Genomic DNA, 20,145 nt, shown 5'->3' with positions numbered 1-20,145 from the left:
CTGATTTTTTTCGTTTTCAATACAGCCAACTCCTTAAGAAACTTCCTTCATCCCTTGCAATCCCTTCGGTGTCACTTTTCGTTCCGTCACGGCTAGCAAATAATCAATGATAATGGCTAAGATTGTAACCGGCACAGCACCGCCAATGATGTATTCAGGCTGATACAGGTTCAGTCCGATAAAAATGTAATCACCGAGTCCGCCGCCGCCAATAAATGAGGCAAGGGTCGCCCAGCCGATTAAATAGATCGTGGATGTGCGGATGCCTGCCATAATAATCGGAATCGCCAGCGGAATCTCGACGAGCCGGATCTGCTCCCAGCCGGTCATTCCAATCCCTTTTCCTGACTCAAGCAGATTTTTGTTTACACCTTTAATGCCTGTATACGTATTGCGCAGAATCGGAAGCACCGAATAGAAAAATAAAGCGACGATCGCAGGCACTTTTCCCACACCGAGAAGCGGGATAAAAAATGCCAGAATCGCCAGACTCGGCAAGGTTTGCACAATGTTGACGGCACCTATAACCGCGCCTGCGCCTTTTTTCATTCTGGTCAGCAGAACGCCGAGCGGCACCGCAACGATAATGCCCAATACAACAGCAATGAGAGAAATGTATAAATGTTCACCTGTTTTATACAGCAGCTCTCCGCCGTTCGTCTGTAAAAAAGTCATTATTTGATTCATGTGTAAGAGTTCCTCCCCTGATCAGATCGTCATTAGCTGGTTTTCCTCGCCCCATATGGAATCGTATACGATGTCTACAAGGCTTGCTCTTGTCACAATCCCTGCTAAATGGTTCTGTTCATCGACGACAGGAACATACTTGATCCCTTGTTTCAAAATTTTTCGGACTGTATCGCGAAGAAGCGCTCCTTTTTGCACGGTATACATATCCGAGCGGTACACATCACCAACAACGCTCGCTTTTTTGCGGTTTTGATCAATGATTTCAACATCTACGTATCCCTTCAGCACATTTTGCTCATCTACAACAAGCAGCGAGTCGACGCGTTTTTCTCTCATCAGCTGAATGGCCTGGGAAAGCGTTTTGTCTGCTGACACTGTCACTGGCGTTCTGTTCATCATTTGCTCAACCCGCTCGATATCCGGCCTTGACTGGATCAGGCGCTCTTTCCCGATAAATTCTTCAACAAATTCATTTGCCGGGTTCCGGAGAATCTCATCAGGTGTGCCGACTTGAACGATTTCTCCCGCTTTTAAAATCACGATACGGTCAGCAAGCTTAATCGCTTCATCCATATCGTGGGTTACAAACACAATCGTTTTGTTTAAGGTTCTCTGCAGTTTTTTGAATTCTTCCTGAAGGGAATCCCGCGTGATCGGGTCAAGCGCTCCGAACGGTTCATCCATTAAAATGAGAGGGGGTTCCGCAGCCAGTGCGCGCAGCACGCCGATTCTTTGCTGCTGTCCGCCGCTGAGCTCGTGGGGATAACGGTCTAAATATTCAGGGCCCATATCAACAAGCTTTAACAGCTCTCTCGCCCGTTCTTTTCGTTTTTCTTCAGGCCATTTCAGCAGTTTCGGAACGAGTGAAATGTTCTGCTGAATGGTCATGTGGGGAAACAAACCGATCTGCTGAATCACATAGCCGATTTTTCTCCGCAGTTCAACCGGGTCCTGTTCCATTATGTTTTCTCCGTCGATAAAGATCTTTCCTGACGATGGTTCTATCAATCGATTAATCATCTTCATCGTCGTCGTTTTTCCGCAGCCGCTCGGGCCGATAAAACAGATAAATTCACCCTTGGCAATATCTAAATCAATGCTGTTCACAGCTTTTTTGCCGCCTTTATATACTTTTGACACTTGTTCTAATTTCAGCAATCCGTGCACCTCCGCAGGTTTCCGTTAATTTTTCTGAAAAGTATAATCTTTATTATAATTTGAACTTTGTAAAATAAAAAGTTTACAATGTGTTGAAATTATATGTTATTTACAGATTATTTATTGTTATGACTCAGGCAGAGAGGGTGTTCTTACAATTACGCCGGATACCTCTCGCTTCCTCCGCATACAGCTGTTTTCAACAACTGGCAGAAATATGATATATTGACACCATCAATTGCCATTTGAAGGGATGATCAGCTGTGAAAAAAACTGCTCTCGACATCATTGAACATGCTGAAGAGCATCTCATCGAGAAGATTGCCGAAAACATGCATACGTTTGGAATGCCTTCTACTGTCGGGCGTGTGCTCGGGATTATTTATATGAACCGAAAACCGATGACGTTAAGCGAGCTGTCAGAAGCAACAGGCATGAGCAAAACGCGGATGAGCCAGGTCGTCCGTGAAATGATTGATGCCAACATTGCCGAAAAGGTGTTTGAAAAAGGCGTAAGAAAAGATCTTTACGACGTAGAGCAGGATTATTTTCAAACCTTCATTTCTTTATTTGCGGCGAACTGGACTAAGGTCGTGAGTAAAAACAAAGTACTGTATAAAAAATTAAACCGGGAGCTGACTGATCTTTTGCAAAAGGACGGGCTTTCTCCAGAAGCGGAAGAGAAAGTCAACCGGCTGCTGAATGAATTAAGAGAATGGCTTCATTACTATGATTGGCTGAGCCGCTTAATTGAGTTTTTTGAGAGTGAGGAAGTATTTGAATACGTGCCGAAAACAGCTGAAAGCAGCTCCCTGAAGTAAGGGAACTGCTTTTCTACATGATGAGATTAATATTGGAAACATCATATATGAGAACATCGTATACTTCCTCCATGTGCCATTGGCCTTACCCAGAGGCTGAATCTTCGCAAACGTTTATAGCCATTCGGAAACACCACATGCTACAATGAAGTGACTATGTAAATAGGAAGGATGTATCTATATGTTCAAGAAAATTGCAGCAGATGCACTCGGATTATCAGATATCGGAAAAATTATCGAACCTCAGGATTATGATAAAACAGATGCTGATGACTATGTCATGCATGAAGACAACGAAAAAATTTATTTCCTGATTAAAACAAAAGCCGATGAATATTGCTTCACAAATCTGGCGCTGATCCATGTTGACGGCGAACGTGCCACTTCCTCTAAACGAACGCTGAAACGCTACCCTTATTCCCAATATAAAATCTCTGATGTTTTTCTGGAAACCGCCGGGAAAGTCGATTTGGATGTTGAAATCAAGTTCAAGCTGGGCTCTGAACAATTTGACATCGATGTGCATAAAGAGCAAATTGAAAAGCTGAAAGATTTGTATAAAGCCCTTCTCCGTATCTCTGAAACGATCTATGAAAATGACATTTTGATCAATCAGGCTGAACAAAGTCTGGAACGAGCAGTCACCATCCTTCAGCATACCCGCCCTGAGCACGTCAATATTGAAACACAATACAAAGAGCTGACCGAATTCGGGTTTACATGGGTCACTTCCGTCCGCTCGCAGTACCATATTAAAGATTTCGGTGACGTATTTGAAAAATATATTAATAACTAGAAACAAGGCACGGGTTCGCATCTGGCAGCTCGTGTCTTTTTTCTGATACATAATCTCGGAGAAAATTTTTTGGCTGGATATTGGTTACTTTTCTACTTTTTTCTTTTATAATGACATTATTAGTCTATTTTCCCTATATTACATGTAAAAGGAGTCATCATATGTTTTGTCCTCAATGCGGCCATCAAGCAGATGGCGGAAAGTTTTGTGAGAAATGCGGATCGCCTCTTCCACGCCAAGCCGGCGAAAATCAAGGAGCACAGGCGGGAGCTGAAGCTGCAAAACTAGCAGCAAAGCAGTTCGGTTCATTTGTTCTGGCTGTTCTGAAACGCCCTTATCAGGAGTGCAAAACAACAGGCGGCGAACAGCTGATCAGCGGAATCATTACAATGGTGCTTTTCAGTTTACTAACTCCGCTGATGTTTTATATTCTTTTTTCAGATGGTCCCGGCAGTGCGAGCTTTACAGAAATCTTTTTAAAGCCAACCATTTACTTTGCCCTTTTTATTTTCGGGTTGCATGCATTGATCTTTTTTTCCTTAAAAATCGCGGGAAACCAAGTCTCATTTAAAGATTCATTCTCCAGATTTGGTGCGTTTCTTATTCCGTTTACAGCTATTTTGATTCTTGCACTTCTATTGTTTTTATTACATACAGACCTTTGTTTCACCGTGTTAGCGATTGGTTTAATCGGCGCATTCTTCGCTATTCCCCCTGCGATGCTGAGCAGTTACCAGCATTCGTATAAAGGAAAGGCTGATATCATTTACTCAACCATTGTGATTTATCTCATCACATGCGTTGCGTTTCGGCTCATCATCGAACATTATATCAAAGAGATTTTCCGTTATATCTTCTTTTAAAAAACACCCCATCGCCTGCTGGTGATGGGGGTTTGTTTTTATTGAATAGATGTTAAATAGATTCTTCCGTCTTTCACTACGCCGGTGTAGGTCCAGTTGTATGTTCTGCGCTTTGTACTGCCGCCTGATTTTGTAATATCAAATTCTTCATATGTTTTAATTGTGATATTCGAGCCGCTTTGATTAAAGCTTTTTACCTCTACATCAATAAATACTTCAGTCGTCCCCTCGCTGTACAGCTTCTTAACCAATTTCTGCTGATCATAATATAATGAACTTCCTTTTTCCAGATTGCCTTCCATGACCGCAAATTCATTTAAACTCACTGCGGTTGATTGATTTGTCAGATAACTAACCATAAATGATGTCACTTGTTCATCCGTGACATCGCCGGTCGATGGGCTTACGCTTGCTTTTTTGCCTTTCGCGTCTGCCCAGGCTGACGTGTACGTCTCTGCATGATCATTTTTTATTTTCTTTATATTTGTTCCGGCAGAATCAAAAGATGATTCTGCATCTTCGAACATCCACTTTTTCTGTTTTTTATCATATGAAAGCAGATATTCATAGCTCGGGCTCTCATCCGACATTTCAGGTTTCGTATAGTCATTATAATTAGCCGACTGGTGAAGTTCTTTTCCTTTTACTGCCGCCTGCCATGTGCCGTCATTTTTCTGGGATAGAGCAAATGTATCCAAATCAAAGTCTGTTTCCAGGTATTTATCTTTTAAGTAAGAATCCGTGTTTTTCATCGAATCCACGTTATCTTTTGCTTCAGCTTTCCAACTGGCACTTGCCTCTGTCATCTGAGCTGTATTTCCATCAGAAAGCGCTTTGGAATATTGCTTTGTCGTTTTGACAATCGTATTCATGATTGTTTCTTGTGTGTCTTGGTCAGGAATTAATGTTAACTCCATTTCTTTGCTATCAATCGGCACACCCGCTGTTTTTGTTTTTCCCCACGGAAACTCCGCTTCTACCGCAGCTGTCATTGATCCGTCTGTCAGAAGCGGGCCGTATGTGACAGATTTGAACGGATCCTTATGGATGGATTTACCGTTAATCAGCAAATCTCCCTTTCCATCCTTTATGTCGTCCGCTAAGCTGAAGGTTACGTTATCTGCTTCCAATGAAAGATCAACACGAAAGCTGTTGTCACCAACCGCCTGAATGTCTTCCTTTTTCACAAGATCGACTACATCGTTTTTCAGTTTGGCTGAGACTGTATATTCGCCTGGAATGTACGGTCCGAGGGTTTGTGCCTGATCCGCTTTCTTTACAGATCCGGCTTCCTCTTTATTCACATAGAGATCGGTATGTTTATAATTGCTGGTTACTTCAAAATAAACAGGTGCTATCTTTAAATCATAATGGTCAAATACTAGCAAGCTTTTCCCGTCTTTCTCCGCGTATACAATATCCTTTTGGACTGTTTCAGCACGCAGCGATGCAAAAAGCTCATCTTTTTTGTCAGGATGATCCTTCAAATATGTAAGAAACGGCTTTACGTTTTGTTTAGTAAGCTTGAGCTTGTCATTTGCCGGCGTTAGCAGCGTAGCGATTTGGTCTTCATCCTCATCATTTACAGCCTGTTCAAATTTGTCGACTAACCTGTCCTTAGAAGTAAGGTACGCTCCGGTTTTATATGCGGCGAATAATATGACGCACGCTGCGGCAATGCTGCTCCATAACATGATGGTTTTCTTAGGGATTGGTTTTCGCGGAGCCTGCCTCGTTTCAGCAGTGCTTGCTGTTTCTTGATTTGCCTGTCTGCTGCTCCCTCCGATCGGGGTGCCGCATTCTTTACAAAACTTGGCCCCTTCATTATTTTTTTGACCGCATTCCTTACAAAACATGTGACTTTCCTCCTATTTTTTATCCACTATTTTGTACAGATTTCCTATGTTACATATTTTATAATAGAATGGTATGAAATTGGAGGAAATCATGAAAATATCTCTATAAACATATGAAAAGGTGGAATGACCATGCAACATCTCACCATTCAAAAAGCAATAAACTATGATCAAGCGCTGTATGACCTTCTGCTGCTCGCCGATCCGTCAAAAGAAATCGTTGATGAATACATTGCCAGAGGAGAATGCTATACAGCTTATATAACGGGCGAATTAGCTGGTGTATACGTGATCATTACAACTAGACCGCAAACTGTAGAAATCGTTAACATCGCAGTAAAAGAAACAATGCAAAAACAGGGCATTGGCAAGCTTCTTATCCGCGACGCCATCGAAAAAGCAAAACAGATGGGAGCAAAGGTGATTGAGATTGGCACTGGAAATTCCAGCATCCATCAGCTGTCGCTTTATCAAAAATGCGGATTTCGCCTGCAGGCGATCGACCATGATTTTTTTATCAGACACTACGATGAGGAGATCTTTGAAAACGGCATTCAATGCCGGGATATGGTGAGGCTTTATTTGGATCTCTAAAAGCACAAAAAAGCCGCCGAGATATATCTCGGCGGTCATTTTATTACTTGTTTAAGTTGTAGAAAGAGTTAATACCGTGGTATTGAGCAGTTTCAGCCAACTGATCTTCGATGCGAAGAAGCTGGTTGTATTTCGCAACACGGTCCGTACGTGACGGAGCACCTGTTTTGATTTGTCCTGCGTTTGTTGCCACAGCGATGTCAGCGATTGTGCTGTCTTCAGTTTCACCAGAACGGTGAGAGATAACAGCAGTGTAGCCTGCGCGTTTCGCCATTTCGATCGCATCGAATGTTTCAGTCAATGTACCGATTTGGTTTACTTTGATCAGGATAGAGTTGCCTACGCCGTTTTTGATACCTTCAGCAAGCTTTTTCGTGTTTGTAACGAATAGGTCATCACCAACAAGCTGAACTTTTTTGCCAAGACGCTCAGTAAGAAGCTTGTGGCCTTCCCAGTCGTTCTCGTCAAGTCCGTCTTCGATAGAGATGATTGGGTATTTAGAAACCATTTCTTCGTACCAGTCAACCATTTCAGCAGATGTTTTCACAACGCCTTCGCCAGAGAGATGGTATTTGCCGTCTTCTTTGTTGTAGAATTCAGAAGATGCAGCGTCCATTGCAAGTTTTACTTCTTCGCCAGGTTTGAAGCCGGCTTTTTCGATTGCTTCAACGATTGTTTGAAGCGCTTCTTCGTTAGAACCAAGGTTTGGAGCGAATCCGCCTTCATCACCTACAGCTGTGTTCATTCCTTTAGCAGAAAGAACTGATTTCAGGCTGTGGAAGATTTGAGCGCCCATGCGAAGTGCTTCACGGAAGTTAGGAGCACCTACTGGCATGATCATGAATTCTTGAATATCTACGTTGTTGTCAGCATGCTCTCCGCCGTTGACGATGTTCATCATCGGTACAGGAAGCGTTTTTGAGTTGAATCCTCCAAGGTATTGGTAAAGAGGAATCTGTAAGAAATCAGCAGCTGCGCGCGCACAAGCCATAGATACGCCAAGGATTGCGTTCGCACCAAGTTTGCCTTTGTTTTCAGTACCGTCAAGCTCGATTAAAAGCTGATCGATTGCGTTTTGTTCAGTTACATCAAAGCCAAGAAGCTCTGGAGCAATGATTTCGTTTACGTTGTTAACAGCTGTTAACACGCCTTTTCCAAGGTAACGGTCTTTGTCGCCGTCACGAAGCTCAACTGCCTCGTATTCACCTGTAGAAGCTCCGCTTGGCACTAATGCGCGGCCGAAAGCTCCTGTTTCTGTATATACTTCAACTTCAACTGTTGGGTTGCCGCGGGAGTCTAATACTTCGCGTGCATAAACATCAACAATGTATGGCATGAGTTTGTCTCTCCTTTGATTTTCAGCTTATTTTTGAATTAAAGATGTTCCAGTCATTTCTTTCGGTTTTTCAACACCGAGAAGGTCTAATAACGTTGGTGCAAGGTCGCCTAGGATTCCGCCTTCACGCAGCGTGATGCCTTCTTTCGTAACAATGACAGGGACTGGATTTGTCGTATGTGCAGTGTGCGGTTCGCCTGATTCTGTGATCAGAATATCAGCATTACCGTGATCAGCGGTAATGATGGCGTGTCCGCCTTTAGCGAGAATCGCGTCAACGACTTCGCCTAAGCATTCGTCCACTGCTTCAATCGCTTTAATTGTAGGTTCAACCATTCCGGAGTGGCCGACCATGTCTGGGTTTGCAAAGTTAAGGATAATCGCGTCATGCTTGTCAGCTTCGATTTCTTTGACAAGCGCGTCCTTTACTTCATACGCACTCATTTCAGGCTTCAAGTCGTATGTTGCAACTTTCGGCGAGTTGATGAGAATACGCTCTTCACCCGGGAATTCAGCTTCACGGCCGCCGCTCATAAAGAACGTGACGTGCGGATACTTTTCAGTTTCTGCAATTCGAAGCTGTTTTAATCCTTGCTGAGATAATACTTCTCCGACTGTGTTATCAAGATTTATCGGTTTAAACGCCACATAGCCGTCAACTGTTTCACTGAAGTGAGTCAGGCAGACGAAATGCAGGTTTTTCGGATAATTCTCGCCGCGGTCGAAATCGCGGAAGTCTTTGTTCGTGAACGTGTTGGAAATCTGAATGGCGCGGTCCGGTCTGAAATTATAGAAAATCACAGAATCGCCATCTTCGATTTTCGCAACAGGCTCACCGTTTTCTTTTGTGATGACAGATGGAATAACGAATTCATCGTGGATTCCATTCGCATATGAATCATCAACAACATCCAGTGCGCTGCGGTATGTCGGGCCTTCGCCGTATGCCATTGCACGGTACGCTTTTTCTACACGGTCCCAGCGTTTGTCGCGGTCCATTGAGTAGTAGCGTCCGGAAATGCTGGCGATTTCTCCGACACCGATTTCCTCGATTTGTTCGTTCAGCTGGTTGATGTACGTTTTCGCTGTTTGCGGACCTACATCACGGCCGTCAAGGAAGCCATGGATATATACCTTTGTCAGCCCTTCTTTTTTCGCAAGCTTTAACAGCGCGAATAAATGATTGATATGGCTGTGCACGCCGCCGTCTGATAATAGACCGAACAGATGCAGGGCTTTGTCGTTTTCTTTCGCGTTGCTGATCGCGTCAAGGAATGTTTGATTGCGTTCGAACTCTCCCTCGCGAATGGCAACATTTACGCGTGTTAAGCTTTGGTACACAATACGGCCCGCACCGATATTTAAGTGGCCTACTTCGGAGTTCCCCATCTGTCCGTCAGGAAGACCTACAGCCTCGCCTGAAGCAGTCAGTGTCTGATGAGGATACTGATTCCAATAGCGGTCAAAATTCGGTTTTTTCGCCAAAGCGACTGCGTTCCCTACTGTTTCATTTCGTAATCCGAACCCATCAAGAATGATGAGTGCAGCTGGTTTTTTACTCATATTGACCTTCCTCCAATAATTGAACGAATGACTGTGGCTCAAGGCTCGCGCCGCCGACCAAAGCACCGTCAATATCGGACTCTGCCATATATTCTTTAATGTTTGCAGGCTTTACGCTTCCGCCATATTGAATGCGAAGCTTGTCTGCCGCTTCTTGGCCGAAGCTTTCAGCGACGGTTTTACGGATATGTGCACACACGTCGTTCGCATCTTTCGCTGTAGAAGATTTGCCTGTTCCGATTGCCCAGATTGGCTCATACGCAATAACAGAAGCAGCAACTTGTTCTTCAGAAAGACCAGCAAGGCCTTTTTTCACTTGGTCAGCAACAAGATCATTTGTTTTGCCGGCTTCGCGCTCTTCAAGCGTTTCACCCACACAGATGATCGGCACAATGCCGTGTTTGAAAGCAGCATGTGCTTTTTTGTTAACTGTTTCATCAGTTTCAGCGAACATTTCACGGCGCTCAGAGTGGCCGATGACACAGTAGTCAACGCCAAGGTCTTTCAGAGCAACCGGGCTGATTTCGCCTGTGAACGCGCCGCTTTCTTCGAAGTGCATGTTTTGAGCGCCGACTTTAAGGTCAGTGCCTTTAACAGCAGAAGTCAGCTTTTCTAGGAAAAGCGCTGGCGCGCAAACAACAGCTTCCGCTTTGTCTGCTGCTGGAATGGAAGATTTCACTTCTTCAACAAAGCTGACAGCTTCGCCGAGTGTTTTGTTCATTTTCCAGTTACCGGCGATAATTGGTTTTCTCATCTGTTCCACTTCCTTATAGCAGTTTTGAGATTATTTATCGTTCAGTGCAGCTACCCCTGGAAGCTCTTTGCCTTCCATAAACTCAAGGGATGCGCCGCCGCCTGTTGAGATGTGGCTCATTTTGTCAGCAAGGCCGAATTTTTCAACCGCTGCCGCAGAGTCTCCTCCGCCGATGACAGAGTATGTATCTTTTGCCTCTGCCAATGCTTCCGCAACCGCTTTTGTTCCTTGAGCGAACAAGTCGATTTCGAATACGCCCATCGGCCCGTTCCACACGACAAGTTTGCTGTTTTTAATGACATCAGCATACGTTTCGCGTGTTTTCGTACCAATGTCAATCGCTTCTAAATCACTAGGGATTTCAGAGATCGGCACCATTTTTACGTTTGCATCATTAGAGAAATCATCTGCAACGAGTACATCTTCAGGCATATAGAAGTTAACGCCTTTTTCTTTCGCGCGGTCCATAAATGATTTCGCAAGCTCGATTTTATCCTCTTCAAGAAGAGATTTACCGACTTCATGGCCAAGCGCTTTAACGAATGTATAAGCAAGACCTCCGCCGATGATCAGGTTGTCTACTTTATCAAGAAGACTTTCGATGACACCGATTTTGTCTTTTACTTTCGCTCCGCCGATGATCGCCGTGAACGGGCGGTCAGGGTTAGAAACCGCTTTTCCGAGTACATCAAGCTCTTTTTCCATTAAGAAACCTGCAACCGCTGGCAGATGCTTGGCAATTCCAGCTGTAGATGCGTGAGCGCGGTGGGCAGCACCGAATGCGTCATTTACATATACATCTGCAAGCTCAGCAAATGCTTTTGCAAGCTCAGGATCATTTTTCTCTTCACCAGGGTAGAAACGTACGTTTTCCAATACAAGAACGTCTCCGTCCTTCATCTCGGAAATTTGTGCTTTTACAGCATCGCCGTAAGCTTCATCCGCTTTTTTCACTTCTTTGCCAAGCAGTTCGCCGAGACGTGCAGCGACAGGAGTTAAACGAAGCTCCTCAACGACTTCGCCTTTCGGGCGGCCTAAGTGGCTCGCTAGAAGGACTTTCGCGCCTTGGTCTGCAAGGTGTTTGATTGTTGGAAGCGCAGCACGGATACGTGTATCGTCTGTTACTTCCCCGTCTTTCATTGGAACGTTAAAGTCAACGCGGCAGAATACAACTTTGCCTTTTACGTCGATATCTTTGAGAGTTTTCTTATTCATGCCTAGGAGATCCTCCTTCAAAATGGTTTGCATACAGCACGAAAAACGTGAAACCGTCTGATCAAGCGATTACTCCGCGAGGGCAGATCGCATACTTTTCGGCACAGGGCAGATCGTCTGAAGCCAGGGCAGTGGCCGCAGGCGAAGGCGCCGGAAAGCTGCAAAACGCAGATGCTTCTCTTTCACAGAACGTTTTCTGAAAGCCGGTCTTCATGGAAAAAGGGAAAGGGAGTCCGTCCCCTTCCCTTGTCCGCTTTCATTATAGCGCTTCTATTCAAAAGAACCAAGTAAGGTCCTTTTTTCAGCTATGAATTAAAGACCTTTTTTAGCGATGTAAGCTGCAAGGTCAACAACGCGGTTAGAGTAGCCGCTTTCGTTATCGTACCAAGAGATTACTTTTACCATGCTGCCTTCCATAACCATTGTAGAAAGAGCATCGATTGTAGAAGAATTTTTGTTTCCGTTATAGTCGCCAGAAACTAATGGCTCTTCGCTGTAGCCAAGGATTCCTTTAAGATCTCCTTCAGCCGCTTCTTTAAGAGCTGCGTTTACATCTTCAGCTGTTACTTCTTGGTTCAGTTCAGCAACCAAGTCAACTAAAGAAACGTTTGGAGTTGGAACACGCATTGCTCCGCCGTTCAGTTTGCCTTTTAGTTCAGGAAGAACTAGAGAAACTGCTTTAGCAGCACCAGTTGAAGTTGGGATGATGTTTTCAGCTGCTGCACGCGCACGACGGTAGTCTTTGTGCGGAAGATCAAGAATTTGCTGATCGTTTGTGTAAGAGTGAACTGTTGTCATCATACCGCGTTTGATGCCGAATTTGTCGTTAAGTACTTTTGCAAACGGCGCAAGGCAGTTTGTTGTGCAAGATGCGTTTGAGATAACGTCGTGGTTAGCCGCATCGTATTTATCTTCGTTAACACCCATAACGATTGTGATATCTTCTTCGTTAGCAGGAGCAGAGATGATTACTTTTTTCGCGCCAGCTTCTAAGTGTTTGGCAGCGTCTGCGCGTTTTGTGAAGAAACCAGTAGATTCAACTACGATTTCAACGCCTTGTTTACCCCAGCTAAGTTTAGCAGGATCGCGTTCTGCAGAAACTTCAATTGTTTTACCGTTAACAACAAGGTTGTTACCGTCAACTGAAACCTCAGCGTCTAATTTTCCGTGTACAGAATCATATTGTAAAAGGTGAGCGAGCATGTTAGCATCTGTTAAATCGTTAACCGCTACTACCTCAACTTCAGGATTGTTTAATGCTGCGCGGAATACGTTACGTCCAATACGACCAAAACCGTTAATACCGACTTTTACTGCCATGATTGTTTCCTCCTTTAAATAAGTGAGAGATATTTATATTGAGGGATTATTCATCCCTTAATAACTTCTTTGCGGCTCCTTCGTCAGTGACGAGAACCGTGTTACGCGGCTTTTTAAAGTAAGCCTCGATCGCCTCGGCTTTTGATGATCCGCCCGCTACCGCTATAATATCGGGAATGGCGTCTATGTCATCCAGCTGCATTCCGACAGAATGCACTTTGTGGACCACTTCGCCGTCCGCGTTAAAATAGTAGCCGAACGCTTCTGTCACCGCGTTGTTATCATCTATTTTCTTTAAGTCTTCTAAAGGTGTGTTTCTCCGCTCAGCCATAGTTTTAGCTTCGCCGATTCCATGAACCAGCATACTCGCTGATTTAATCGTGTTCAGCACCTCTTTGACAGAAGGTTCTTCAATAATAGATGAATAGGCGCCTTGTGACAGCTGCCCTGGAACAAACAAAAGCCGGTAAGTGCCTGAAGCCTTTTCCGCCATATGCGCGCATATGGTGTTCGCCTGGTTTTTTACGTCTTCGCCTAACCCGCCTCTTGCAGGCACAAACAAAAGCTCGCGGTTTCTAGAATCCGGCGTCATCATCTCGGCGACAGCTTCAATTGTCGTACCGCCGGTCACAGCGACGATATTTTTGCCTGAAAATCTTTTTTTCATACATGCGACAGCCGCTCTTCCCATTTCTTTTTTGACCCATGGGGATTGATCGCTGTCTCCGGATACAATAATGACATCATTTAGATTTAAACGTTCTTTTAATGTCTTTTCCAAAAGCGTCAAACCTAAAACATCTTTCATCGTATCTTCTAAAACGGAAAGCAGTTCATAACCTTCTTCTGTCAGCGTCATGCCGTTTGTTTTAATATCGACCAGATTCTGTTCCTTCAAAAACTGAACCTCGCCTCTCAGCACACGCTCGCTGATTCCGAGACTGGCAGACAGGCTTCTGCGGCCGATGGGTTCTGTCAGCCTGATATACTGCAAGATTTCGAACCTCTTTTGCATAACGAGCAGAAGATCAGGCAATAATTTTTTTTGAGCTAGTATTAACTGGTTCATGACTCAAACGTTCCTTCCTTTTTTTGCTGGACATCAAACGTCCCGCTATGACAAAAAACGTCCCATCATAGCCAAAAAAAATTATTTCTGCTTTCTTTAATTATTTTAACAGGGTGGAAATGTTTATTCAACTGTTAAGAGCCAATTCATCGACAATATTCGCCCAGTTTTCATGCAGCTGCGTTTCTTATTCATTATTTTTCCCTTTATATCTCTATCTTATACAGCAAACCGTTAATGGTGCGCACAAAATAAAAGAACCCTCTCAATCGAAAGGGCTGCATATTTAAAAGCGTTTTCATTTTATCCAGAGCTTTTCAATCTCTTCGAGCGATTTATTCTTCGTTTCCGGACAGATTGTGACGACAAACAGGAAGCAGAGAATGTTAATGACGGCAAAGATCCAGAACGTATAGGCAAGTCCGAACGAGCTGATCATCATTGGCACAAACTGTCCGATCGCCCAGTTTGCTCCCCATAAGAAGATGGTCGCAATCCCTGCGGCTCTCGCCCGCAGATGGTTCGGGAAAATTTCAGAAATCATAATCCATGTGATCGGCCCGACCGATACACAGAACGCGGCGACAAACCCTAATATAAAGAAGATCAGCATAAATCCGCTTGTTAACTGAAAATAAAACGACGTTCCGATTAAGATCATAAAAATAGCCATGAATGCAGAACCGATGGACATCAGTTTTTTGCGCCCGACTTTATCAATCAATAAAACTGCGATGACGGTAAAAATGACTTCCACGACACCGACAATACAGGTTGTCACAAATCCGGCATTTTGTCCGAATCCCATCATTTTAAAGATTTCCGGTCCGTAGTAGGTGATGGCGTTCATGCCGATCACTTGATTAAAGAGCGCCAGCAGGATTCCAATGATAAGCGCTTTTCTGAGGCCTGGTTTGAAGAGCTGTAATAGTGATCCCATTTGTTCTATTTTTAATGAGTTTTCAATGTTCTTCAATTCTTCTTTTGCGACAGTTTCTCCATTAATGCGTGTCAGAATCGATAACGCTTCTTTAGTTCTGCCTGCTTTCGCCAGCCATCTTGGACTTTCCGGCACGACCAGCAGGACAAGGAAAAAGATAACGGATGGCACCATTCCGTAAGCGAGCATCCATCTCCAGCCGGTTTGCACGCCCCATTCATATGTTCCGGAACGCTGGACAGCGAGATTAATAAAGTACGTTGCGGAAATACCCAGTATCGTAAAGAGCTGATATAAGGAAGATAAACTTCCTCGTATGGCGGGCGGCGCCGCTTCCGTAATATAAGTGACGGATAATGACGAACCCATTCCGATCCCTAAACCTCCGATAATCCTTGCAATGATTAAGGTCGACACGTCTTGTGAAACAGCAGAAACAACTGCTGATACCGCAAATAACAGGGCCGCTGTCATTAAGATTTTTCTGCGCCCGAACCAGTCGCTTAAGAACCCGGATATCCCGACTCCCGCAACTCCTCCAATCATAATGCTTGAAATGACAAGCCCCTCCATGAACGGACTCAGGCTGTATAAATCCTTGAGAAAACCAATAGCACCAGAAATAACTGCAGTGTCATAGCCGTACAATAAACCGCCAAGCCCCGCCGCGCATGATATCAAAATCACAAATCCCATTGAATGGCTTCTTGTTACAGGAGCATTTGGTTCTAATTGAGTTGGAGTGTTCTTCATTTCTCTGCCCTCCCGAAAGTTGAGTAAAGCGTTTACATTTCTCTTTCTAATTGTACGTACTTATTTAAAAATTTAATGAAAATTATTGTTTATTAGTACGTACAAATATAGAATAATCCTGTTTGCATTTTCTGTCAATGTTTTCTTGTATAGATCACTGTGATATACTAAAATTTGTCCGTATACATTTTGGAGGATTAGATATGTTACCAAAATATGCTCAAGTAAAAGAAGAAATCAGTTCATGGATTAATCAAGGTAAAATTCTGCCCGATCAAAAGATCCCTACCGAAAACGAGTTAATGCAGCAATTTGGCGTCAGCCGGCATACCATTCGTAAAGCCATTGGAGATCTCGTATCGCAAGGCCTGCTTTACAGCGTGCAAGGCGGGGGCACCTTTGTCGCTTCACGCTCTGCTAAATCAGCGCTGCATTCCAATAAAACGATCGGCGTTCTGACGACCTACATATCAGACTATATTTTTCCGAGCATCATTAGGGGAATCGAGTCTTATTTAAGTGAGCAGGGATATTCTATGCTTTTGACAAGCACAAACAACAATCCGGACAATGAACGCAGAGGATTAGAAAACCTGCTGTCACAGCATATTGACGGATTGATTGTAGAACCGACAAAAAGCGCTCTGCAAACGCCGAATATTGGCTACTATCTCAATTTAGAGAAAAACGGCATTCCTTTTGCGATGATTAATGCGTCATACGCCGAGCTTGCCGCACCAAGTTTTACTCTGGATGATGTGAAAGGCGGCGTGATGGCGGCCGAGCACCTGCTCTCTCTCGGCCATACGCACATGATGGGTATTTTTAAAGCTGATGACACGCAGGGTGTCAAACGGATGAACGGGTTCATACAGGCGCATCGTGAGCGTGAGTTATTTCCTTCTCCTGATATGATTGTGACGTTTACGACGGAAGAAAAGGAATCAAGGCTGCTGGAGAAAGTAAAAGAGACACTGGAGAAAAACAGCAAAAACATGCCGACTGCTATTCTTTGCTATAATGATGAAATTGCACTGAAGGTGATTGATATGCTTCGGGAGATGGATATCAAGGTGCCTGAGGATATGTCCATCGTTGGGTATGATGATTCTCATTTCGCGCAAATCTCCGAGGTGAAATTAACCTCTGTGAAGCACCCGAAGTCTGTGCTGGGAAAAGCGGCTGCAAAATATGTTATTGACTGTTTGGAGCATAAAAAGCCTAAGCAGGAAGATGTCATTTTTGAGCCTGAGCTGATCATCCGCCAGTCCGCAAGAAAGCTGAATGAATAAAAAAGCAATGTATGGGTTTTCCCTTTACATTGCTTTTTTATGGCCTTTATCTGTTTTTCCAAATGTCAGCCACGATTTCAAATGAACGCATTCTGTCAGCGTGTTCAAAGGTTTCTGAGTTGACCATAATTTCATCGGCCTGAGTCGTTTTGACAAAGTCTTCAAGCTTTTCTTTCACTTCTTCAGGACCGCCAACAATGGTTGAACTGAGCTGCTCATGAACCATTGCTTTTTCATATGGGCTCCAGATTTGATCCATGTCTTCTACTGGCGGCTTCAGCTGGTTCGGCGTGCCGCGGACAAGATCAAGGAATCGCTGGTAATGCGATGTAGCCAGATGCTGCGCTTTCTCGTTTGTATCTGCGGCGATAATCGTTACGCCGACCATCGCATACGGTTCATCGAGCACTTCTGACGGTGTAAAGGAATTGCGGTACAGCTCCAAAGCGGGAACGGTATTCGCCGGTGAGAAATGGGCAGCGAATGCAAACGGAAGACCCAGCTCACCTGCCAGACGGGCGCTGAAGCCGCTTGAGCCCAGCAGCCAAATCGGCACATCTATGCCCTCTCCCGGAATGGCGCGGACTTGATTGCGCACGTTTCCTGATGGTTTAAAGTAATTGCGCAGTTCCTCTAATTGTTCCGGGAAATCTTCACCGCTGCTGATGTTTCTGCGGAGCGCCCTTGCAGTCAATTGGTCTGTTCCCGGTGCACGTCCGAGCCCCAGATCAATCCGTCCGGGATACAGTGTTTCCAGGGTGCCGAATTGTTCAGCGATGACAAGTGACGAGTGATTCGGAAGCATAATGCCGCCGGAACCGACGCGGATTTTCTTTGTGCCGCCGGCTATATGGCCGATTAGAACCGCGGTGGCAGAGCTTGCGACACCTTCGATATTATGATGCTCTGCAAGCCAATAACGGTGATAGCCCCACTCCTCTGCACGGCGCGCCAAGTCCATGCTGTTTCGGAATGACTCTGCTATCGTTCCCCCTTGAACAACAGGAGATAAATTCAAGACAGAAAGCAAGGTATCTTTGCGTTGGTTGTTAGACATATTGTTCTCCTTTGCAGTTGTGATATAAGTAAACAGCCTCATGCTGCTATGTCTTTATCGAAAGGACTTCTATCACACCTTATCACAACTGCGTTTAGGATGAAAAGAATTTGATTCGATGAAATTCGAACAATAAAAAAGACGTTTCTTCATTTTGATTTTTACGCAAACAGCTCCTGTGCCATCTCAATGAAAAGCTTAGCCGCCAAAGAAGCCTCATGTAATGAAGGAACGGCAAGCTGCACATCCCGATACACCTGCGGATCGAGATCCCGCGTGACCACATGCTCCGGCAGCGGCATTCCCGACATGGACATTTCTGATAAAATCGCCAGCCCCAAGCCTTCTTTGATCATGCTGATCGAGGTGTTAATGTTATAGACAGTGAAAGCAGTGTGCAGCGTTGAACCAGCTTGCTTGAACTTATCGATAAAAGGTGATTCATAGCCGCCGTCGCAGACAACCATCGGCTCACAATCGAGATCTTTCAGCGTGATGGCCGTGCGAGTGCACAGCGGGTGGTCATCACGCAGCACGACAACCATTTTGTCTTTTTTCAGCCGAATGTACTCCATCTCGTCTGCCGGATACAGAAGAATGCCGGCATCGATCATCCGCGTGTGAAGCCACTCCTTGACTTCATCTACGGTTCCTTCATGCAAAACAAGCTCCAATTTCGGATACCTTTGTTTAAACTCGCTGATCAGCTTCGGCATAAAATAAGCGGAAGCGGTTGGAAATGTGCCAATATGAATTGTTCCCAGCTCAAGCCCTTTTTCTGCCGCTGCGACCTGCTCAACTTTTTCGATTCCTTTTAACACTTCTCTGATATGGACTAAGATCTTTTTTCCTGTGTCTGTCAGCATCAAGCCGTTTCGGCGGTCACGGATGATCAGTTTCACATCAAGCTCGGCTTCAATCGCGGAAATGGCATGGCTGACAGCCGGCTGTGTCATGTTCAGCGCCTGTCCCGCTTTTGTAAAACTCCCCGTTTCAGCTACTTTGACGAAAACTCTTAATTGCGTAATGGTCATAACAATTTACTTATGCTCCTCATAAAAAAGATTCATTTTATTTATCTTATGTTCTACCGTATCATATGATGGAAATGTTCTACAAGGAGTGATCAAAAGTGAAGCAGCTATCAAAAACGCGGACAGCGCTCCTTCTCGCCTTTCTCGTTATCATGTGGGGGGTCAATTGGCCGCTGTCGAAAGCCGCGCTCGCCTATTCGCCGCCTTTATTGTTTGCGGGCATCCGGACGCTGATCGGCGGGCTTTTATTAGTGATTGTCGCATTGCCGCGTATTCACAAACTGCGTTTTAAAGAGACGTGGCCGATTTATCTTGTTTCTGCTCTTTTAAATATTACGTTATTCTACGGCCTGCAAACGATTGGGCTGAATTATCTTCCGGCTGGTCTCTTTTCAGCTATCGTGTTCTTTCAGCCGGTGCTGATGGGTGTCTTTTCTTGGATGTGGCTCGGCGAATCCATGTTTGCGATGAAAGTGATCGGGCTTGTGCTCGGTTTTGCCGGGGTTGCAGTCATCAGTGCCGCGGGCTTTGACGGGCATATTTCTGTCATAGGAGTTCTGCTGGCTCTGGGTTCCGCGCTCAGCTGGGCACTCGGAACAGTATTTATGAAAAGAACAGGCAGCCGCGTTGATTCCATCTGGATGGTCGCCTTGCAGCTGACAATCGGCAGCGTATTTTTGCTCGTATCCGGCTTCTGGACAGAGAGTTTTTCCGCGATCCAATGGACAGTCCCGTTTGTCGTCAGTCTGCTGTTCATCTCAGTGTTTGTCATCGCGCTTGGATGGCTTGTCTTTTTTACCCTTGTCGGTTCTGGAGAAGCAAGCAAGGTCGCTTCCTACACCTTTTTGATTCCGCTCATTTCCATCGTGGCCAGCTCGATTTTCCTGCATGAGCCGTTAACCGTCAGCCTCTTGGCAGGCCTTGTTCTGATTGTCACAAGCATTTGCCTCGTCAATACAAAATCAAAGGCTCAGAAAGCGGCAGCGCTCGGTGTAAATGAGAAGGCTGCCCATTAAAAAAACTCTTGTCTAATG

Annotated in this window: 19 protein-coding genes; 7 read left to right on the top strand and 12 right to left on the bottom strand. The window is 44.8% G+C overall.

The genetic code is table 11. From position 1 onward, the window contains the following. Positions 1–33 precede the first annotated feature (33 nt). Both opuCB and opuCA read right to left on the bottom strand, forming a co-directional pair. Positions 34–687: a glycine betaine/carnitine/choline/choline sulfate ABC transporter permease OpuCB gene (opuCB, locus tag M1D69_RS04185; protein ID WP_059292536.1), complete on the bottom strand. Its 654-nt coding sequence runs from the start codon at positions 685–687 to the stop codon at positions 34–36. Positions 688–708: 21 nt separating this feature from the next. Next, positions 709–1,848, bottom strand: coding sequence for an osmoprotectant ABC transporter ATP-binding protein OpuCA (gene opuCA, locus M1D69_RS04180; RefSeq protein WP_458104470.1), 1,140 nt, complete (start codon positions 1,846–1,848; stop codon positions 709–711). A gap of 263 nt (positions 1,849–2,111) precedes the next feature. Between opuCA and opcR the strand changes: the two genes are divergently transcribed. The 3 genes from opcR to M1D69_RS04165 all read left to right on the top strand — a co-directional run bounded on the left by opcR (position 2,112) and on the right by M1D69_RS04165 (position 4,328). Next, positions 2,112–2,669, top strand: a complete 558-nt coding sequence (gene opcR, locus M1D69_RS04175; protein WP_458104471.1) for an opuC operon transcriptional regulator OpcR — start codon at positions 2,112–2,114, stop codon at positions 2,667–2,669. 181 nt (positions 2,670–2,850) lie between these two features. Next, positions 2,851–3,465, top strand: a complete 615-nt coding sequence (locus M1D69_RS04170; protein ID WP_010331909.1) for a PH domain-containing protein — start codon at positions 2,851–2,853, stop codon at positions 3,463–3,465. Positions 3,466–3,626: 161 nt separating this feature from the next. Continuing rightward, positions 3,627–4,328 carry a zinc ribbon domain-containing protein gene (locus M1D69_RS04165; RefSeq protein WP_458104472.1) on the top strand — a complete coding sequence of 234 codons (702 nt, stop codon included), beginning with the start codon at positions 3,627–3,629 and terminating at the stop codon, positions 4,326–4,328. 38 nt (positions 4,329–4,366) lie between these two features. Here the strand turns inward: M1D69_RS04165 and M1D69_RS04160 are convergent, their stop codons facing one another. Then, on the bottom strand, positions 4,367–6,184 hold the full coding sequence (locus M1D69_RS04160; protein ID WP_458104473.1) for a zinc ribbon domain-containing protein: 1,818 nt from the start codon (positions 6,182–6,184) through the stop codon (positions 4,367–4,369). Positions 6,185–6,310: 126 nt separating this feature from the next. On the opposite strand from M1D69_RS04160, the gene M1D69_RS04155 reads away from it, so the two are divergent. Then, complete coding sequence (locus tag M1D69_RS04155) at positions 6,311–6,778, top strand: GNAT family N-acetyltransferase (RefSeq protein WP_458104474.1); 468 nt, start codon at positions 6,311–6,313, stop codon at positions 6,776–6,778. A 43-nt stretch (positions 6,779–6,821) separates the two neighbouring features. On the opposite strand, the gene eno is transcribed toward M1D69_RS04155, so the two are convergent. From eno to M1D69_RS04135, 4 genes are read right to left on the bottom strand one after another with little or no spacing between them, the layout of a single operon-like run. Continuing rightward, positions 6,822–8,114: a phosphopyruvate hydratase gene (eno, locus tag M1D69_RS04150; protein WP_003151625.1), complete on the bottom strand. Its 1,293-nt coding sequence runs from the start codon at positions 8,112–8,114 to the stop codon at positions 6,822–6,824. Between the two features lie 27 nt (positions 8,115–8,141). Beyond that, positions 8,142–9,677: a 2,3-bisphosphoglycerate-independent phosphoglycerate mutase gene (gene gpmI / locus M1D69_RS04145; protein ID WP_024122892.1), complete on the bottom strand. Its 1,536-nt coding sequence runs from the start codon at positions 9,675–9,677 to the stop codon at positions 8,142–8,144. Then, positions 9,670–10,431, bottom strand: a complete 762-nt coding sequence (gene tpiA, locus M1D69_RS04140) for a triose-phosphate isomerase (RefSeq protein WP_268360916.1) — start codon at positions 10,429–10,431, stop codon at positions 9,670–9,672. Before tpiA ends, gpmI begins: the two co-directional genes overlap by 8 nt. 30 nt (positions 10,432–10,461) lie before the next feature. Beyond that, on the bottom strand, positions 10,462–11,646 hold the full coding sequence (locus M1D69_RS04135; protein ID WP_458104475.1) for a phosphoglycerate kinase: 1,185 nt from the start codon (positions 11,644–11,646) through the stop codon (positions 10,462–10,464). A gap of 47 nt (positions 11,647–11,693) precedes the next feature. Here M1D69_RS04135 and M1D69_RS04130 point away from each other — a divergent pair, with 47 nt between their 5' ends. Continuing rightward, positions 11,694–11,846 carry a hypothetical protein gene (locus tag M1D69_RS04130; protein ID WP_024122894.1) on the top strand — a complete coding sequence of 51 codons (153 nt, stop codon included), beginning with the start codon at positions 11,694–11,696 and terminating at the stop codon, positions 11,844–11,846. A gap of 112 nt (positions 11,847–11,958) precedes the next feature. On the opposite strand, the gene gap is transcribed toward M1D69_RS04130, so the two are convergent. The 3 genes from gap to araE form a co-directional block, all read right to left on the bottom strand. Next, positions 11,959–12,966: a type I glyceraldehyde-3-phosphate dehydrogenase gene (gap, locus tag M1D69_RS04125; protein ID WP_010331916.1), complete on the bottom strand. Its 1,008-nt coding sequence runs from the start codon at positions 12,964–12,966 to the stop codon at positions 11,959–11,961. A 46-nt stretch (positions 12,967–13,012) separates the two neighbouring features. Then, positions 13,013–14,035, bottom strand: coding sequence for a gapA transcriptional regulator CggR (gene cggR / locus M1D69_RS04120; RefSeq protein WP_458104476.1), 1,023 nt, complete (start codon positions 14,033–14,035; stop codon positions 13,013–13,015). Between the two features lie 298 nt (positions 14,036–14,333). Continuing rightward, a complete protein-coding gene (araE, locus tag M1D69_RS04115) occupies positions 14,334–15,728 on the bottom strand; it encodes an arabinose-proton symporter AraE (RefSeq protein ID WP_458104477.1) in 1,395 nt (464 codons plus the stop codon). A gap of 203 nt (positions 15,729–15,931) precedes the next feature. On the opposite strand from araE, the gene araR reads away from it, so the two are divergent. After that, positions 15,932–17,020 carry an arabinose utilization transcriptional regulator AraR gene (araR, locus tag M1D69_RS04110; protein ID WP_044159159.1) on the top strand — a complete coding sequence of 363 codons (1,089 nt, stop codon included), beginning with the start codon at positions 15,932–15,934 and terminating at the stop codon, positions 17,018–17,020. 46 nt (positions 17,021–17,066) lie between these two features. On the opposite strand, the gene M1D69_RS04105 is transcribed toward araR, so the two are convergent. After that, positions 17,067–18,077, bottom strand: coding sequence for an LLM class flavin-dependent oxidoreductase (locus tag M1D69_RS04105; RefSeq protein ID WP_059292524.1), 1,011 nt, complete (start codon positions 18,075–18,077; stop codon positions 17,067–17,069). A 161-nt stretch (positions 18,078–18,238) separates the two neighbouring features. Beyond that, the gene (locus M1D69_RS04100; protein WP_458104478.1) at positions 18,239–19,111 is read right to left on the bottom strand and encodes a LysR family transcriptional regulator; all 873 of its coding nucleotides are present in this window, start codon (positions 19,109–19,111) and stop codon (positions 18,239–18,241) included. A gap of 98 nt (positions 19,112–19,209) precedes the next feature. Here M1D69_RS04100 and M1D69_RS04095 point away from each other — a divergent pair, with 98 nt between their 5' ends. Continuing rightward, a complete protein-coding gene (locus M1D69_RS04095) occupies positions 19,210–20,127 on the top strand; it encodes a DMT family transporter (protein ID WP_458104479.1) in 918 nt (305 codons plus the stop codon). Positions 20,128–20,145: the final 18 nt, after the last annotated feature.

Source organism: Bacillus sp. PK3-037, from assembly GCF_054161355.1.
The sequence above is the reverse complement of the archived record's forward strand: the minus strand, read 5'-3'. Positions and strand labels throughout refer to the sequence as shown.

Bases quoted from the DNA above. Each gene is read 5' to 3' on its own strand.
- opuCB (WP_059292536.1), bottom strand. From the start codon at position 687: ATGAATCAAATAATGACTTTTTTACAGACGAACGGCGGAGAGCTGCTG.
- M1D69_RS04170 (WP_010331909.1), top strand. From the start codon at position 2,851: ATGTTCAAGAAAATTGCAGCAGATGCACTCGGATTATCAGATATCGGA.
- M1D69_RS04165 (WP_458104472.1), top strand. From the start codon at position 3,627: ATGTTTTGTCCTCAATGCGGCCATCAAGCAGATGGCGGAAAGTTTTGT.
- M1D69_RS04160 (WP_458104473.1), bottom strand. From the start codon at position 6,184: ATGTTTTGTAAGGAATGCGGTCAAAAAAATAATGAAGGGGCCAAGTTT.
- M1D69_RS04155 (WP_458104474.1), top strand. From the start codon at position 6,311: ATGACCATGCAACATCTCACCATTCAAAAAGCAATAAACTATGATCAA.
- eno (WP_003151625.1), bottom strand. From the start codon at position 8,114: ATGCCATACATTGTTGATGTTTATGCACGCGAAGTATTAGACTCCCGC.
- gpmI (WP_024122892.1), bottom strand. From the start codon at position 9,677: ATGAGTAAAAAACCAGCTGCACTCATCATTCTTGATGGGTTCGGATTA.
- tpiA (WP_268360916.1), bottom strand. From the start codon at position 10,431: ATGAGAAAACCAATTATCGCCGGTAACTGGAAAATGAACAAAACACTC.
- M1D69_RS04135 (WP_458104475.1), bottom strand. From the start codon at position 11,646: ATGAATAAGAAAACTCTCAAAGATATCGACGTAAAAGGCAAAGTTGTA.
- gap (WP_010331916.1), bottom strand. From the start codon at position 12,966: ATGGCAGTAAAAGTCGGTATTAACGGTTTTGGTCGTATTGGACGTAAC.
- cggR (WP_458104476.1), bottom strand. From the start codon at position 14,035: ATGAACCAGTTAATACTAGCTCAAAAAAAATTATTGCCTGATCTTCTG.
- araE (WP_458104477.1), bottom strand. From the start codon at position 15,728: ATGAAGAACACTCCAACTCAATTAGAACCAAATGCTCCTGTAACAAGA.
- araR (WP_044159159.1), top strand. From the start codon at position 15,932: ATGTTACCAAAATATGCTCAAGTAAAAGAAGAAATCAGTTCATGGATT.
- M1D69_RS04105 (WP_059292524.1), bottom strand. From the start codon at position 18,077: ATGTCTAACAACCAACGCAAAGATACCTTGCTTTCTGTCTTGAATTTA.
- M1D69_RS04100 (WP_458104478.1), bottom strand. From the start codon at position 19,111: ATGACCATTACGCAATTAAGAGTTTTCGTCAAAGTAGCTGAAACGGGG.